The organism is Corynebacterium nasorum, assembly GCF_022345765.1.
GTDB classification, from domain to species: Bacteria; Actinomycetota; Actinomycetes; order Mycobacteriales; family Mycobacteriaceae; genus Corynebacterium; species Corynebacterium kefirresidentii.
Window position 1 is genome coordinate 100111 of the sequence record NZ_JAKRDR010000004.1, and the last position, 15335, is coordinate 115445.

Sequence of the window (15335 nt, forward strand, 5' to 3'; positions counted from 1 at the left end):
AATTGCGGGGCGAGGGATAGGGTAGAAGGTATGGCTCGACAAAGGATGACCGGCCGAGAACGGCGCGAACAACTCATTTCCATCGGACGCACCGCATTTGCGGAACTAGGGGTTGAAGGGGCCAGTGTCGAAGAGATCGCGGCTCGCGCCGGGGTATCCAAGCCCGTTGTCTATGAGCACTTTGGGGGTAAGGAAGGCCTCTATGCGGTCGTTGTTGACCGCGAGATGTTGGCACTGGAAAAGGTCATTACTGATTCTTTGGAAAACGGCAGCTGGCGCGAGCGCATCGAGCAGGCCGTGATGGCCATCTTGACCTATGTTGAGGAAGAAACCGATGGATTTCTCATTCTGGTGCGCGATGCCAAGCCGGGCGATGAACGCAGTTTCTCCACGCTGTTAAATTCCGCGGTAGGCCAGGTGTCTTATATTTTGCGAGAAGCGTTTGAACACCGTGGTATCCAGCCGGATTTGGCGGATATTTATGGCCAAGCGCTGGTAGGAATGGTATCTACCACGGCGCAATGGTGGTTAGATGAGCGCAACCCGGACAAGGAAGTCGTCGCCACGCATATTGTCAATCTATGCTGGAATGGTTTGTCCGGTATGGAACTAAAGCCCAAGCTAGGAGGCAAATAGATGGCGACCCCAATGCTGGCCGGCTTGCTCAAGGTAGCAGCCTCGGACCCCAAGCTTAAGGGCATGATTTCTCATGTGGGGGAAGACCTCCACATCACAGGTTTGGATCAGTCTCGGCCGTGGGCCTTGGGAACTTTGGCCCATCACGCCCCGGTGCTGGTGGTGACCGCCACCAGCCGCGAGGCGGAAGACCTTAGCGCAGAGCTTACGGCGATGCTGGGGGAAAAGGTGGCCATGTTTCCGGCATGGGAGACACTGCCGCACGAGCGTTTGAGCCCTGGCGTCGACATCATCGGCCGCCGCGCCCAGGTTTTGCACAACTTGGACAATGCGCAGGTCATCGTCACCGCTGCCCGCGGGCTGTCCCAGCCTATCCTCAAGGAAGTGGAAGGTCGTGCTCCCATTCACCTCGAAGAAGACCATGAGTATGACTTCGATGAGGTGGTCCGTGAGCTTGAGTTCCGCGCCTATAAACACGTAGACATGGTGGCCAAGCGCGGCGAGTACGCCACCCGAGGCGGCATTATCGATATTTTCCCCACTACGTTGGACTATCCGGTCCGCGTTGAGTTCTGGGGCGATGAGATTACCGATATTCGCCAATTTTCCGTAGCTGACCAGCGCACCATCCCGGAAATCGAGGTCGGCCGCGTAGATGTTTTCCCGGCCCGCGAGCTTCCTATTACGGATGCCATCGCTGAACGCGCGGCCGACCTTGCCGTCAAGCACCCCGGTAATCCCGCCTTGGTGGAGCTTTTGACCAAGGTGAGCGAGCACATTCCGGCCGAAGGCATGGAGGCGCTTTTGCCCGTGCTTTCCGACGCCCCCATGATCACCCTCCCCGAATTCCTCCGCCCCACCACTCACGTGGTGATGGTCGGCCCGGAGAAGATTCGCCGCCGCGTCGCGGATTTAGAAAAGACCGATGCTGAGTTCCTCGCCGCTGGCTGGGAAGCCGCGGCCATGGGTGCTGATGGCCCATTGGCCACCGAAGGCCTCGATACCGAGGCCTCGAGCTACCGCTCCTATGAATCGCTCGAGGTTTCCATCGGCGAGTCCGACCTGCCGCTGTGGACTTTCTCCCCACCGGGAATGCTTGCCGCCCCAGAAGAAGAGACCCTCCCACTCGAATTCGAGCCAGGGCCCACCCCGCGCGGCAATATCGAAGAAATCGATGCCATGATGGCCCAACTCCTCGCGCATACCAACGCCGGCGGCCGCGCGGCCTTCATCGCTCCGGCACAGGGCGCTATCAAGCGCATGGTGGATCGCTTCGCGGAAAAGGGCATGCGCACTAAGGTTGCTACCCCTGGCTGGGAGCCCACCGCCGGAGAAGTCACCCTCTATCAGGCGCTAAGCCATGCTGGATTGGTGTTCCCCAAGGTGAAAAAGCCCAAGGACGCCGAGGCCCTCCCGTTGGTCGTTGTCACCGAAACCGATCTGACCGGCAACCGCGTAGGCGATATCGCCGAAGCGAAGCGGCGCCCCGCCAAGCGCCGCAATAAGGTCGATCCGCTTGCCCTAAAACAGGGCGATTTTGTGGTGCACGAAACCCACGGCATTGGCAAATTCTTAAAGATGGCCGAACGCACCATCCAGTCCGGCGATGAGACCAGCCGCCGCGAATATATCGTGCTCGAATACGCACCATCGAAACGTGGCCAGCCCGCCGACCAGCTCTGGGTCCCCATGGACTCTCTGGATTTGCTGAGCAAGTACACCGGCGGCGAATCGCCCCACCTGTCTAAGATGGGCGGCTCCGATTGGAAGAACACCAAGAAGAAGGCGCGCGCCGCGGTACGCGAAATTGCGGGCGAACTCGTTGAGCTTTATGCCAAGCGACAAGCAGCACCCGGCCACCAATTCGCCCCTGACAATCCGTGGCAGGCGGAGATGGAGGATAATTTCCCCTTCGTCGAAACCGAAGACCAGATGCTTGCAATCGACGCCGTCAAACAGGACATGGAATCCACGGTGCCGATGGATCGCGTCGTCGTCGGCGATGTGGGTTATGGCAAGACCGAGGTGGCCATCCGCGCTGCTTTCAAGGCCGTACAAGATGGCATGCAGGTGGCCGTTTTGGTGCCTACCACGCTGTTGGCGCAGCAGCACTTTGATACTTTCAGCGAGCGCATGACCGGCTTCCCTGTCAAGATCGAGGTGCTCTCGCGCTTTACCTCGAAGAAAGAAGCCAAAGACATCTTTAAGGGATTGGCCGATGGCAGCGTCGATATCGTCGTTGGCACGCATCGCCTCCTGCAGACCGGTGTGCACTGGAAGAACCTTGGTCTCATCGTCGTAGACGAGGAGCAGCGCTTTGGTGTGGAGCACAAGGAACATATCAAGGCTCTTAAAGCCAGCGTGGACGTGCTCACCATGTCCGCTACACCTATTCCGCGCACCTTGGAGATGTCCATGGCGGGCATTCGCGAGATGTCTACCATCCTTACCCCGCCGGAAGACCGCCACCCCGTGCTGACCTACGTCGGTGCCTATGAAGACAAGCAGGTCGCCGCGGCCATCCGCCGCGAGCTGCTGCGCGATGGTCAAACCTTCTTCATCCACAATAAGGTCTCTGATATTGAAAAGAAGGCCCGCGAGCTGCGTGACTTGGTACCTGAGGCTCGCGTCGTCGTCGCGCACGGCCAGATGAACGAGGAGGTGCTGGAGCAGACCGTCCAGGGCTTTTGGGACCGCGAGTATGACGTTCTGGTGTGTACCACCATCGTGGAAACCGGCTTGGATATCGCCAACGCCAATACCCTCATTGTGGAAAACGCCCACCATATGGGACTGTCTCAGCTACACCAGTTGCGTGGGCGCGTGGGTCGTTCCCGTGAGCGCGGCTATGCCTACTTCCTGTATCCGAAGGGCGCTACGCTTACGGAAACCTCTTATGACCGCCTAGCCACCATCGCCCAGAACAACGACCTTGGCGCAGGCATGGCCGTAGCCATGAAGGATTTGGAGATGCGCGGTGCCGGAAACGTACTCGGTGCACAGCAGTCCGGCCACATTGCCGGCGTTGGCTTCGACCTTTACGTCCGCCTTGTTGGCGAGGCGGTAGAAACCTTCAAATCTCTCGCTCGCGGCGAAGCTCCTACCGTGACGGATGAGGGACCGAAAGAAATCCGTATCGATCTCCCCGTGGACGCGCATATCCCGGAGGCTTATATCGATTCTGAGCGCCTGCGCCTGGAGGTCTACCGCAAGCTTGCAGCCTCGCAAGATAACGATGATCTCAAGGCCGTCATCGAGGAAATGGAAGACCGCTTTGGCCCGCTGCCACAGGAGGTCTTACGCTTACTGTCCGTCGCCCGCCTGCGTCACCAAGCGCGCCGCGCCGGTGTATCGGATATCACCGTGCAGGGCACCCGTATCAAGTTCCACCCGGTGGAGCTGCCGGATTCCAAGCAGGTGCGTCTCAAGCGTTTGTATCCAGGATCCAGCTTCCGCGCGGCGGCGAAGGCCATCAATGTGCCATTCCCCAAGGCGGGGCGCAATGTTACCTCGCCGAAGCTGCGCGATACCGAGCTCATTCAGTGGGCGGCGGATTTCCTAAGCGCGCTTTTCGACGTCGCTCCCGTCAACGTCAGCGGCGCCCAGCCCGCTTCCTCGAACGTGGTGAGCGTAGGGGAGTAGCTAGAGCGTGAGCCAGCCGGTGCTCAAGCCCCAAATGGCGGCGGCGGCACCGGCCAAGACAATGGCCACCACGCACCACTCGAACGTGTTAAAAATGCGTTCCTTCTTCCACAAACGGGTACCGACATAGGGGATAAGGCCGGGTACTACGGCCAGCGCGCCGAGCAGGACGTAGACGGGGTCGGCCGCGTAAATCAGCCACAGGGAATAGATGAACGCGAGCAAAGAGATCATCAAGTGCTTGCGATTGTCCTTACGGCTTACCTCTGGTCCGGAAAGATCGAACTTGATGCCCGCCTGCGGGTGAGACAGCCCCTTGCCACGCAACGTCAGAAGCAATAGGTACAGGGAAGAAAAGATATACGGCAGCAGATACATGATGGTCGCTAGCTGCACCATGGCGTTATAGGACGCCTCGTTGAGGTAGAAGACGATGATGAACAGCTGGATAGACATCGTGGAAATCAGCTGCGCTACCCACGGCGCGCCCGCCACGTTGATGGTGCCGATGCGCCGGGGAATGAGGCCGTCGATGGCCATCATCACGATGGGCTCGGCGCACAACATTTGCCAGGACACGTAGGCGCCCAGAACGGACAAGCACAGTCCGATGGAGATGAGGGCGCCGCCCCAGGGGCCGGTGACTTCGGTCAGCACGGAGGCCATGGAATTATCTGGCAGCGCGGCCAATTCTTCCTTGCTCATGACGCCAAAGCTCAAGGTGGACACAGAGACCAACAGTGCCAACACGGAAAAGAAGCCGATCACGGTCGCGCGGCCGACATCGGTGCGCTTGGAGGCTTGCTTGGAATACACGGATGCTCCCTCCACGCCAATGAAGACCCACACGGTAAAGAGCATGATTCCTTGGACTTGCTCGAAGACGCTGGCCTCGGAAGCGCGTCCCCAGAAATCCACGGTGAATTTATCCCAGCTGAACCCGAGGAAAGCAATGAGCACCACGAAAGCCAAGATGGGCACGATCTTGGCAATCGTGGTGACGAGGTTCATGAAGGCGGCCTGCTTAATGCCGCGGGCGAGTACCGCGAAAATTCCCCACGACAAAAGGGAGACGGCGATGGCGGAGGACCAGTAATGGTCGGCGTCGAAAAGCGGCAGGTAATGGCCCAGCGTATTGAAAAAGAGGGTGGCATATCCCACCTGCGCCATAACGGAGCCCAGCCAGTATCCCCAGCCCGAGGTAAAACCAATAAAATCGCCGAGGCCGGCGCGCACATAGGAATAGACGCCAGAATCAAGGTGCGGCTTGCGGCGGGCCAAAATCTGGAACACAAAAGCCACAGAGAGCATGCCGACGCCCGCTACCAGCCAGCCAATGAGCATCGCGCCTGGGCCGGCAACGGAGGCAATGTTTTGCGGCAGCGAAAAAATACCCGCGCCAACGGTGGAACCGATAATGAGCGCGACGAGGGTCCACAACGTCACGGAGTGGGATTTATTCTGGCTGGAGGTCATTGGCCTAAAATACCTTGAATAGCCCCATAATGGGAACTCGGGCTAGACTTTGTGCACATGACTGTGCTGTTGCTCGATGAACGCTGGCCCACCATGATCCCCATGCAAGCACACGGGAAGCTACGCGGCCCCGTTTACTTCACCGGTGAAGTTCCGGTTTCCGTGCGGTGGAATTTTTCCGATCTCCTCGTAGGGGAGGATGCCATTGGAACCTTGGTCAGCACCGACGAATGTGATCCTGAAACGCGTGCTCGCATAGCTACTGGGGAGACGGTCATTCGGGCCGAATCCCTCGAGGATCCCGTCATGCAGGCGCGCCAGACTATGGCCACTGCGCGGCGCATTGGTGAATGGGAGCGTGAGCAAACCCATGCCTCCCTTTTGCCCTACCTTGAGGAAGAATCCGCCGAATTCGCCGCGGCCGTGCGCAATCGTGAGCCGGAAAGCGAGATTCTCAAGGAACTGGGCGATATCTTCCTGCAGGTCCTTTTCCATGCGGAAATCTCTGCCTTTTCGCTTGACGACGTCGCCCAGAGCTTCGTCACCAAAATGCGCGCCCGCGCCCCGTACCTATTTGACGGCACGACTGAGATAGTCGATGTTGACACGCAAGAGCGGCTGTGGCGCGCAGGCAAGGAGATGTAGGATAGCTTCCCATGAAGAGGCTGCTGCAGATATTCGGGGGCTGCGGGGTAGCCGTAGTCGTGATCATCGCGCTAGTAGCATGGCTATTGACTGGGCACGGTACTTCTCAGCAGCCCGTACCTGAAAACATCCCGCCCGTTGAAGGCAAAGAGGTCGCGCACATTGACGTCAATGCGCCCGGACGCACCGCAGATAAACTCACCTACTGGGCCTCTGACTTAGCTGATCGCACTGGTATCCCGCCGGCCGCCCTGCGCGCCTATGGCAATGCTGAGCTCATTGCTCAGCAAAAGTGGCCCAATTGCCACCTGCGTTGGAATACCCTTGCCGGCTTGGGCTACATAGAAACACGCCACGGTACCTATAACGGCAATTGGTTTAAGCACTCCAAGCTTGACGACGCCGGCTACCCCCAACCCCCCATCAACGGCATCGCCCTCGATGGCCTGAACAACACGGCCCACACCCCAGACACCGATAACGGCGAAATCGATGGAGACTCCGAATACGATCGCGCCGTAGGCCCAATGCAATTTATCCCCACCACGTGGGAAGCGGTGGGCGCTGATGCCAATGGTGATGGGAAGGCTGATCCCAACCAAATCGATGACGCCGCTGTTGGGGCGGCCGGACTTTTGTGCTTCGGTGACAGAGATCTCTCTAACCCAGATCAGTGGAAGGAAGCAATCCTAAATTACAATCAGTCCAGCGACTATTTGCATAAGGTTGCGCACGCCGCCAATGCTTACTCAGTTCCACAAAGTGCCAAGTAGTGTCACACGGCTACGTTTTCTGCCACAATTGAGAACGTGGCTGGGCCGGCTGGTCCAGAGCGAACATTTTGATGAGGAGTGAAGAACAGCATGGCTGATATCATCCACACTTTCGCCCGCGAGATTCTCGATTCCCGTGGCAACCCTACCGTTGAGGCAGAGGTATTCCTTGACGATGGCGCCCGCGGCGTAGCAGGCGTTCCTTCCGGTGCCTCTACCGGCGTGCACGAGGCCCACGAGCTGCGCGACGGCGGCGAGCGCTACCTGGGCAAGGGTGTTTTGAAGGCTGTTGAGAATATCAATGAGAAGATTTCCGATGAGATTGCTGGCTTCGAAGCTGACGATCAGCGCCTCATTGACCAAGCATTAATTAGGCTGGACGGTACCGATAACAAGTCGGAGCTGGGCGCTAACGCTATCCTGGGCGTTTCCATCGCCGTAGCCAAGGCCGCCGCAGAGTCCGCTGCACTGCCGCTGTACCGCTACATCGGTGGCCCCAATGCTCACGTACTGCCAGTGCCGATGATGAATATCCTCAACGGTGGCGCACACGCTGACTCCGGCGTTGACGTCCAGGAATTCATGATTGCCCCGATTGGTGCTGAGTCCTTCGCTGAAGCTCTGCGCATGGGTGCCGAGGTCTACCACGCACTGAAGGCAGTGCTGAAGGACAAGGGCCTGTCTACTGGTCTGGGTGACGAGGGTGGCTTCGCTCCTTCCGTTGATTCCACCAAGGCTGCTCTGGACGTCATCGTTGACGCCATTAAGAAGGCTGGCTACGAGCCGGGCAAGGACGTAGCCCTCGCGCTCGATGTTGCTTCCTCCGAGTTCTTCAAGGACGGTAAGTACCACTTCGAAGGCGGCGAGCATACCGCTGAAGAAATGTCCAAGGTTTATGAGGAACTCATCGATGAGTACCCGATTGTCTCCATCGAGGATCCTCTGCAAGAAGACGATTGGGACGGCTACACCGCCCTTACCGCCGCCATTGGCGAAAAGGTACAGATTGTTGGCGATGACTTCTTCGTTACTAACCCTGCCCGTCTGCAGGAAGGTATTGAGAAGAAGGCTGCCAACGCACTGCTGGTGAAGGTAAACCAGATCGGTACCCTGACCGAGACCTTTGATGCTGTCGAGCTGGCTCACCGCAATGGCTACCGCACCATGATGTCCCACCGCTCCGGTGAAACCGAGGACACCACCATCGCTGATCTGGCTGTCGCACTGAATTGTGGTCAGATCAAGACCGGTGCTCCAGCCCGCTCCGAGCGCGTAGCTAAGTACAACCAGCTGCTGCGCATCGAGCAGGAGCTGGGCGACGGTGCAGTCTACGCTGGCCGCTCCGCATTCCCACGCTTTAAGGCTTAATCGCCTCCTTGTGTAGCGCCCTCGTATTACTGCGGGGGCGCTTTCGCATGTCCAGATATTGTTGCCAAGTTTGCTTCCAGTTCACGGTGCGCGGTGCCAAAGGTCCTTGGGCGCGGTCAATCTCGAAGGTGCCGTCCGAAAAGAGCCAGACGACGTCCCCAGTGATCGGATCCATGATGTACTGCGCTCTTCCATCGGTCTTCACGTTGTGGTGGTGCTGACACAGCGTTACCAAATTATCGACGCTCGTCGGTCCACCGTCGGCATACTCCACTCGATGATCGAGCTGGCAATAATGCGCTGGCATTGAGCACCCTGGCCAGCGACATGTGGCATCGCGACCGTGGACCCATGTTCTGATTTGTTCGGTGGGAACGTAAGAAGAAGTTTCTTGCGGGCACAGCTCACGAGTCATGGAGTAACTATTTAATTGCTCCGTAAGTACGCACCACCCCGCCGAAGGGATATACACCCGAGATGCATCATCGCCAGATGCATAAGTATTAATTACTACCTTTGTCTGGGTTCGGTTAAAGATTAACGCCTCCAAAGCCTCTGGTTTGGTGATGTTTTTCTTTCGCGCTGCTTTGTCGATATGGCGGGATATAGCGCTGGCGGTGGCTTTATCCGTTTTTAATGTGATGGTGGCTTGGCCTTTGGAATAGGAGATGGAAACGGGTCGCTCGATTTCCTTTTCAATATCTGGCATGAGTATCCCGTCGATATAGTCACGCAAGAACCTCCGGATTTCGGATTCTGTGGGGACATGCTGAGCAGGTTCCTTTGGGGTAAGGAAGTCCGCGAGGGCGGCATCGACTAGTTGGATGCTTTCTGCGTCGTCGCCAAGCGGGGCAAGTTCGGCATCAATTACGTGCAGCCGCGGGAGGTCTAGGATCCAATGTTCGGTTTGCACCGCTGTGGTCAATGGCAATTCCTGCATGCGTAGGTGGGAGCGGAGCGCGGATAGAACTCGCCAGTAACTCAGACCCACACGCTTAGATAGAGCGGCGGTGGTGCATTCGACATCGTCCTCTAATCGTGGAAGCACAGATTGGTACAACTGCCAAGATTGAATGCGCTGGAGCAAGGCCAGGAGGCAGACGGTGTCGTCGAGGTTATTGGTGGAAAAATAGGCCTTCTTTGACGGTGTGTCGGTAGCTATCACAAAATAGTCCCCCTGAAATAAATCGCACACCTAATCGAATTTACGCCCCTTAGTCTAAAACACTCATTCGAGTCCTGCAAGGCCAAAAGCGAAATTGTGTGCGAAATTGCAGGGGAGGGCTAGAGGCTGAAGATAGCGTCAGCGACTGCTTCGAGTTCTTTATCGGTGTATTTATCACCGCATGTTGCCAGAGAGCCAACACTGGCCATGTATAGGCTGAATAGCCTGTCTTCAGGAGGGGCATCGGCTGATATATCAAGCGCTTCGTAGACGGGGGCGTATTTCTGATCAAACTCTTCGGGCTTGGCGGCGAGCTCCGCAAGTGCACCTTCGCCATGGGTTAGCAAATACTTGGCGTCGTCCAGGATCTGATCATTGTTGCAAGCAACAGCACCCGCCTTCTTCAGGGTCGTGGCATTGACCTCGTAGCTGGTGGGGCCTTCTTCGGCCTCGGAAGCTCCGGAGGCGAACACATTCAAATAGTAGTCCGGAATCGTCCCATGCTCTTTGATGTGGTAGATGAAGCCGCTCTTGGTATTGAGATCGGAGCTTCTGCTTGTGGTGGTGGGAACCTCGCTGCTGGTAGTGCTGTTGGGCGTGGAGGATTTAGTCTGGGCGGTAGATTCTTCCTCTTGGTCGGAAATGCTGCAGGCGCTCAGTAGAGTGCCGACGGCTACTAGTAGAAGAAGGCGCTAGAGGGGCATGTCTATTCCTTAAGTGAGGGGAATATGATTCGAGCCTTTAGCTCGTGTGCATGGACGCCGCGACCTTTTCCAGTTCTTCATCGCTGAACTCATCGCCACAGGACATAACAGCACCCAGCGGGGTCATCGCTGCGGCCATATACTTGTCATTATCAGGTGCGTCATCGGGGATGTCGAGGGCCTCAAAAACGTCACCATATTTTTCATCGGGTCCGCCTGCTGACGTTACAGCTTTACCTAGCTTGTCCGTATCGCCTTGGAAGAAGTCCTTTGCGATTTGCAGCAGTTCGTCATTCTTACAGGTAACTTCGCCGGCCTTTTTGACGGACGCCGCGTTGGCTTCAAAGCTCTCCGGCTTATCGTTCCCGTCTAGCTCCTTAGCATCGTGGTCGATGTAATCATCTGGCAGGGTCTTATATTCCTTAAGGTAGTCGGCCATGCCGTCTTGGGTGCTTAGATCGTAATCGTCGCCGTAGACGGGATATTCACCATCTTGGGCGGAGGGGCTGCAGCTGGCGAGGAATAGGCTTGCGGTAAGGACAGGTAAGAGGCGCTTGAGGGACATAAAAATTCCTTACTGGGAGGGAGAATTTCTTTTAGTGTACCCAAAATGCGCGTGCCAAGTCTCTGTTACAGGAGTGACGACGCTAGGATTGGAAACCTATGGCACGCGAAAGAAAGATGCAGCGAAACCGGAGCCGCACTAGGGTTCCGGTAGCCTCGCGTGCTGCAGATGTCCGTAAAGCTCAACGCGCACAACTAAAGCAGAAGCAAAAACCAGACCGGATGAGTATTGCCGGAGTGGGCGTGATCGTGGCTATCGTGCTGGTTGTATTGCTGGTTATCGCTGTTCCCCTGCGCAATTACTATCATGGCCGGTCCGAAATTGCCCGTTTGAATGAGTCAATCGCTGCCAAGCAAGATGAAAAAGCTGCTTTGCTGGAAAAGATTGATAAATATAAATCCGATGAGTACATCAAGCAGGAGGCGCGGCGCCGATTCGGGGTTGTTGATGAGGGCGAAACTGCCTATCGCATCATTGACCCGCAGATTAAGCCGGAAGACCAGCTCACCACAGACGGTCAGAAGGAAGAAGATTCCCGCGACTGGTATGAGGTCTTGTGGGATTCCGTGGCTGAACCCCCTAAAGAAGAAGCGCCATCCGAGCAGGTAAATCATCTTCCGATTGAGCCGGCACCGGAAGAGAAAGCGGATGTGCGATAATTGTCCGCATGACCGTCACTGATGCAGACATCGCTGTAGTAACTGAGCAATTGGGCCGCACTCCGCGCGGAGTGCTGGAGGTTTCTTATCGCACGCCAGATGGCCGGCCTGCGGTGATTAAGACAGCGCCCAAGCTTGCCGACGGCACTCCATTCCCCACCCTCTATTACCTCACTGACCCACGGCTTACGGCCGAAGCTTCACGCTTGGAAGTTGCCCACGTCATGAAGTGGATGGAATCCCGACTGCGTGAGGATGAGGACTTGGCTGCTGATTACCAGCGTGCACATGAATACTTTTTGTCCAAGCGCAATGACATCGAAGATCTCGGCACCGATTTCTCCGGTGGAGGTATGCCGGATCGCGTGAAGTGCCTGCACGTGCTCATTGCCTACGCCCTGGCTGAGGGGCCGCAGCATTTCCGGTTGGGAACTGAAGCGGTAGCTATGGCCGCCGACCATGGCAAGCTTCGAGGAGGCGCTATCCCCCAGGATTGGCCCACGGTAGAAGATTTGGGAATTGACCTAGCGCAGTTCGATTTTTCTAACGCGGAATAGGAGGAATGCTATGACTCGCGTTGCTGCGATTGATTGCGGAACAAATTCGATTCGCCTGCTCATCTCTGAAGTTCAAGATGATGGCAAGGTCCGCGATATTACTCGTACGATGGAAATCATCCGTCTGGGAGAGGGCGTGGACGCCACAGGTGAAATCGCCCCTGCGGCTCTTGACCGTGCACGCGTGGCCCTGGAGGGCTATGTTCGCCAAATGAAGTTTGAAAAGGTCTCCCGGGTGCGGATGGTCGCTACCTCTGCTACTCGCGATGCCAAGAATCAGCAGGAATTCTTCGATATGACCGCTGATCTGCTCGGCCAAATCCAGCCAGGTGCTCAGGCAGAAGTTGTTTCGGGTGAGGAAGAGGCCCTGTTGTCCTTTAATGGCGCTGTGGCCGATTTAGAGCCGGACCGCGGTCCATTTTGCGTGATTGATCTGGGCGGCGGCTCGACTGAGTTCGTTGTAGGAACGGCGGATGGCGAAATCTTGGGCACTCATTCGGCGCGCATGGGGTGCGTCAGGCTGACCGAGCGCATCATGCGCACCGATCCACCTACCGAATCGGAGATCGAGATCGCTTCGGAGTACGTCGGTGAGCGAACAGCCGAGGTCGAGGACATAGTACCTATTTCTAAGGCTCGTACCATCGTCGGCTGTGCGGGCACTTTCACCACACTGTCCGCACTGGCGCAAGGCCTCGAGCGTTACGATGCCGATGCCATTCACGGCTCTGAGCTCCGTTTCGGTGCCCTGCGCGTGCTCTTGCAGCAGCTTATTGCCCTGCCTTCCGACGTCCGCGCCCTCAACCCCGTCATTCACCCCGGCCGTGCCGATGTCATCGGCGGTGGGGCAGTAGCCGTGGAAGGTATCATGCAACTAATCGAGCGAAATTGCGCTGCGCGTAGTTTCTTCATTAGTGAAAAGGACATTCTCGACGGCATTATTGCAGGTCTCGCTGCAGAGGGTACCCCTCGTTAACTCTTGCGGGGGAAGGTAGCCTAAAATATTCCTTGCCTTGCCCCCATAGCCCAATCGGCAGAGGCAGTCGACTTAAAATCGATTCAGTGTGGGTTCGAGTCCCACTGGGGGCACCGTGTGAAGTCTCGAGACATCGTTCCTATGGTGTCTCGAGATTTTGTTTTGGTAAGTCTCCACAGCCTTTATGCGGAAACTGTTCGCAAAACTTTTAGCTACATGGAAAGACTGCGGAACTTTATAGGGCGGTGTCTCGTTGAACAGGATGAGATAGCTAAATTGCACCTCTCTTAGAAAGGACAACCGTGCGTTCAAGCAATCCGGTAATGAGTTCTCTGACCGAAAATAGTACCCGCCAAAATTCTGGATACGGGGACGAAGCTGCTCGTCCAATGACCGTGGATGACGTCGTCACCAAGACAGGCATCACCCTCGGCGTCATTATCGTCGCCGCAGCCATCAATTTTGGGCTGGGAATGGTAAATCCAGGTATTGCCATGGCCTTGACTCTGGTCGGTGGCATCGGTGGCTTCATTACTGTGCTGGTTGCCTCTTTTGGCAAGAAGTGGGGTTCTGCTGCGGTCACACTGATTTACGCCGTATTTGAGGGCCTATTCGTTGGTGGCTTCTCCTTCATGTTTGCCAATGTGAACTTCCAAGGTGAAGGCGGAATGGCTATCATCGGCCAGGCAATCGTTGGAACCATTGGTGTATTCATCGGCATGTTGATTGTGTACAAGACCGGTGCAGTTAAGGTGACCCCGAAGTTCACCAAGATCCTCTTCGGCTTGGTCGCCGGAGTTGCTGTCATGGCGTTGGTTAACTTCTTGGGCGCAATCTTCTTCGACTTCAACCCTTTGCGTGATGGCGGCCCGATTGCCATTATCTTCTCGCTTGTTTGCATCGTTCTTGGTGCGCTGTCCTTCCTGACTGACTTTGATCAGGCTGACCGTATGATCCGTGCCGGCGCTCCCGCTAGCAATGCTTGGGGCGTAGCTCTCGGCCTCGCTGTGACCTTGGTCTGGCTCTACACTGAGATTCTTCGTCTCTTGAGCTATTTCCAGCGAGACTAATCAACTTTTCACGTAGGCCCGCACTGAGATGCGGGCCTTTTTGCTGCCATAAAACGCTTACAAGCGTGTAATTAGTGGGGTAGTTCGGGGGATAAAGTGAGGGTTTAGGCTTTATTTGGTCTAGAAGGGTGGTCTCAGGAGTAGTACAGCTAATAAGCAGGAAACTTCGCCTTTTAGGCGTTATGGATGTGACATATGGGGCGAATAATTTTGTTAAATCGCCGTTAACCTTCTTGGTTGCGTAGAAAATTCGTGGAGTTCCGTGCATGCTGTGTACCGGAACAGGAAAACGAAGTGAAGAGTTCTCTTCTTCACTATCTTGTTCCTCTCGTCAGAAAGTGAGTGCGCGAAGGATTGTTGTGAAGCGTCAGGTAACCGTAGCAACGTTGATGGTCAGTAGCTCCGTTGTGCTGGGTAGCTGCGTTGCGGACATCGGTACGAGGAGCGCGTCAGAGGAAACCACGAATGTGGACGAAACTGGCGGCATTAGTTCGGCCGACGGTGCAGGGGGAACCAACGGGGACCTGGGGGATGACGCGGACAGCAATCGGGGGGAATCGGCACGCACCGACGGCGAGGAAAATGTGCAAGGCGCCGGCCAACCGGGGGAGGCCGGCGCCACGGGGCCGGGAGCATCATCCGGTGTCCTACCGCCACTGGGGGAATTTGATGCCACTGATCCGAGCTTTGAACTTTTCGATCCGTGTACAGAGATCTCTGGTGACAAGATAGAAAATATTGGATTGAGACCGAAGGCACTTGATTATCGAAGAGATTCGGGGAGCACGTTCTGCAACTTTGAATCAAATGGGACAGCTCTACCGGACGGTGTTCTGGTTTCGCTGGCCAGTGACTCAAATTCAATAGATGCTTTGAATCTGAAAGAAGAATTACTGCAACAAAGTGGTGGGGAGGAAGAGAATCCAATACAGATTTATCGATCAGAAATTTTCGAAAACACTCAGTGTGATGGATACGTGTCTACTAAACGGGGAACACTTATAGTCAGCGTAAATGACATTGGCCTGCAGTCAACCACTGAAGACCGGTGCAATCTTACAGCTTCATTAATAAAGCAGCTTAGTTGATAATTGGGGGA

Annotated in this window: 14 protein-coding genes and 1 tRNA gene; 11 read left to right on the forward strand and 4 right to left on the reverse strand. The window is 56.2% G+C overall.

Features of this window, described 5'->3' with window-relative positions; genetic code table 11:
- The first annotated feature begins 30 nt into the window (after positions 1 to 30).
- Positions 31 to 636, forward strand: coding sequence for a TetR/AcrR family transcriptional regulator (locus MHK04_RS04815; RefSeq protein WP_239208004.1), 606 nt, complete (start codon positions 31 to 33; stop codon positions 634 to 636).
- Positions 637 to 4278, forward strand: a complete 3642-nt coding sequence (gene mfd / locus MHK04_RS04820; RefSeq protein ID WP_239208005.1) for a transcription-repair coupling factor — start codon at positions 637 to 639, stop codon at positions 4276 to 4278.
- Here the strand turns inward: mfd and MHK04_RS04825 are convergent, their stop codons facing one another.
- Positions 4279 to 5754 (reverse strand): amino acid permease, encoded by a 1476-nt coding sequence (locus MHK04_RS04825; protein ID WP_239208006.1) that lies wholly within the window; start codon positions 5752 to 5754, stop codon positions 4279 to 4281. It abuts the gene before it with no gap.
- Between the two features lie 57 nt (positions 5755 to 5811).
- Between MHK04_RS04825 and MHK04_RS04830 the strand changes: the two genes are divergently transcribed.
- The 3 genes from MHK04_RS04830 (at position 5812) to eno (ending at position 8540) form a co-directional block, all read left to right on the forward strand.
- The gene (locus MHK04_RS04830; RefSeq protein ID WP_239208007.1) at positions 5812 to 6399 is read left to right on the forward strand and encodes a MazG nucleotide pyrophosphohydrolase domain-containing protein; all 588 of its coding nucleotides are present in this window, start codon (positions 5812 to 5814) and stop codon (positions 6397 to 6399) included.
- An 11-nt stretch (positions 6400 to 6410) separates the two neighbouring features.
- Positions 6411 to 7172 (forward strand): lytic transglycosylase domain-containing protein, encoded by a 762-nt coding sequence (locus MHK04_RS04835; protein ID WP_239205310.1) that lies wholly within the window; start codon positions 6411 to 6413, stop codon positions 7170 to 7172.
- 90 nt (positions 7173 to 7262) lie between these two features.
- A complete protein-coding gene (gene eno / locus MHK04_RS04840; protein WP_023021909.1) occupies positions 7263 to 8540 on the forward strand; it encodes a phosphopyruvate hydratase in 1278 nt (425 codons plus the stop codon).
- Here eno and MHK04_RS04845 read toward each other — a convergent pair.
- From MHK04_RS04845 to MHK04_RS04855, 3 genes are all read right to left on the reverse strand, one after another.
- The gene (locus tag MHK04_RS04845) at positions 8530 to 9705 is read right to left on the reverse strand and encodes an HNH endonuclease signature motif containing protein (protein WP_239208008.1); all 1176 of its coding nucleotides are present in this window, start codon (positions 9703 to 9705) and stop codon (positions 8530 to 8532) included. The genes eno and MHK04_RS04845 overlap by 11 nt on opposite strands.
- 119 nt (positions 9706 to 9824) lie before the next feature.
- The gene (locus MHK04_RS04850) at positions 9825 to 10178 is read right to left on the reverse strand and encodes a hypothetical protein (protein ID WP_239208009.1); all 354 of its coding nucleotides are present in this window, start codon (positions 10176 to 10178) and stop codon (positions 9825 to 9827) included.
- Positions 10179 to 10446: 268 nt separating this feature from the next.
- Positions 10447 to 10974 (reverse strand): hypothetical protein, encoded by a 528-nt coding sequence (locus tag MHK04_RS04855; protein WP_023021906.1) that lies wholly within the window; start codon positions 10972 to 10974, stop codon positions 10447 to 10449.
- A 221-nt stretch (positions 10975 to 11195) separates the two neighbouring features.
- On the opposite strand from MHK04_RS04855, the gene MHK04_RS04860 reads away from it, so the two are divergent.
- The 6 genes from MHK04_RS04860 to MHK04_RS04885 all read left to right on the forward strand — a co-directional run bounded on the left by MHK04_RS04860 (position 11196) and on the right by MHK04_RS04885 (position 15324).
- Positions 11196 to 11633, forward strand: coding sequence for a septum formation initiator family protein (locus MHK04_RS04860; protein WP_239208010.1), 438 nt, complete (start codon positions 11196 to 11198; stop codon positions 11631 to 11633).
- An 8-nt stretch (positions 11634 to 11641) separates the two neighbouring features.
- Entirely contained in the window at positions 11642 to 12190 is a 549-nt protein-coding gene (locus MHK04_RS04865) for a DUF501 domain-containing protein (protein WP_239208011.1), read from the forward strand.
- A 10-nt stretch (positions 12191 to 12200) separates the two neighbouring features.
- The gene (locus MHK04_RS04870) at positions 12201 to 13166 is read left to right on the forward strand and encodes a Ppx/GppA phosphatase family protein (protein WP_239205316.1); all 966 of its coding nucleotides are present in this window, start codon (positions 12201 to 12203) and stop codon (positions 13164 to 13166) included.
- A 39-nt stretch (positions 13167 to 13205) separates the two neighbouring features.
- Positions 13206 to 13279, forward strand: a tRNA-Leu gene (locus MHK04_RS04875).
- Between the two features lie 189 nt (positions 13280 to 13468).
- Complete coding sequence (locus MHK04_RS04880; RefSeq protein ID WP_023021902.1) at positions 13469 to 14236, forward strand: Bax inhibitor-1/YccA family protein; 768 nt, start codon at positions 13469 to 13471, stop codon at positions 14234 to 14236.
- 467 nt (positions 14237 to 14703) lie between these two features.
- On the forward strand, positions 14704 to 15324 hold the full coding sequence (locus tag MHK04_RS04885) for a DUF3558 family protein (RefSeq protein WP_239208012.1): 621 nt from the start codon (positions 14704 to 14706) through the stop codon (positions 15322 to 15324).
- The last annotated feature ends 11 nt before the right edge of the window (positions 15325 to 15335 follow it).

Coding starts and splice junctions, on each gene's coding strand:
- eno (WP_023021909.1), top strand. CDS start 7,263: ATGGCTGATATCATCCACACTTTCGCCCGCGAGATTCTCGATTCCCGT.
- MHK04_RS04815 (WP_239208004.1), top strand. CDS start 31: ATGGCTCGACAAAGGATGACCGGCCGAGAACGGCGCGAACAACTCATT.
- MHK04_RS04825 (WP_239208006.1), bottom strand. CDS start 5,754: ATGACCTCCAGCCAGAATAAATCCCACTCCGTGACGTTGTGGACCCTC.
- MHK04_RS04865 (WP_239208011.1), top strand. CDS start 11,642: ATGACCGTCACTGATGCAGACATCGCTGTAGTAACTGAGCAATTGGGC.
- mfd (WP_239208005.1), top strand. CDS start 637: ATGGCGACCCCAATGCTGGCCGGCTTGCTCAAGGTAGCAGCCTCGGAC.
- MHK04_RS04830 (WP_239208007.1), top strand. CDS start 5,812: ATGACTGTGCTGTTGCTCGATGAACGCTGGCCCACCATGATCCCCATG.
- MHK04_RS04855 (WP_023021906.1), bottom strand. CDS start 10,974: ATGTCCCTCAAGCGCCTCTTACCTGTCCTTACCGCAAGCCTATTCCTC.
- MHK04_RS04870 (WP_239205316.1), top strand. CDS start 12,201: ATGACTCGCGTTGCTGCGATTGATTGCGGAACAAATTCGATTCGCCTG.
- MHK04_RS04835 (WP_239205310.1), top strand. CDS start 6,411: ATGAAGAGGCTGCTGCAGATATTCGGGGGCTGCGGGGTAGCCGTAGTC.
- MHK04_RS04860 (WP_239208010.1), top strand. CDS start 11,196: ATGAGTATTGCCGGAGTGGGCGTGATCGTGGCTATCGTGCTGGTTGTA.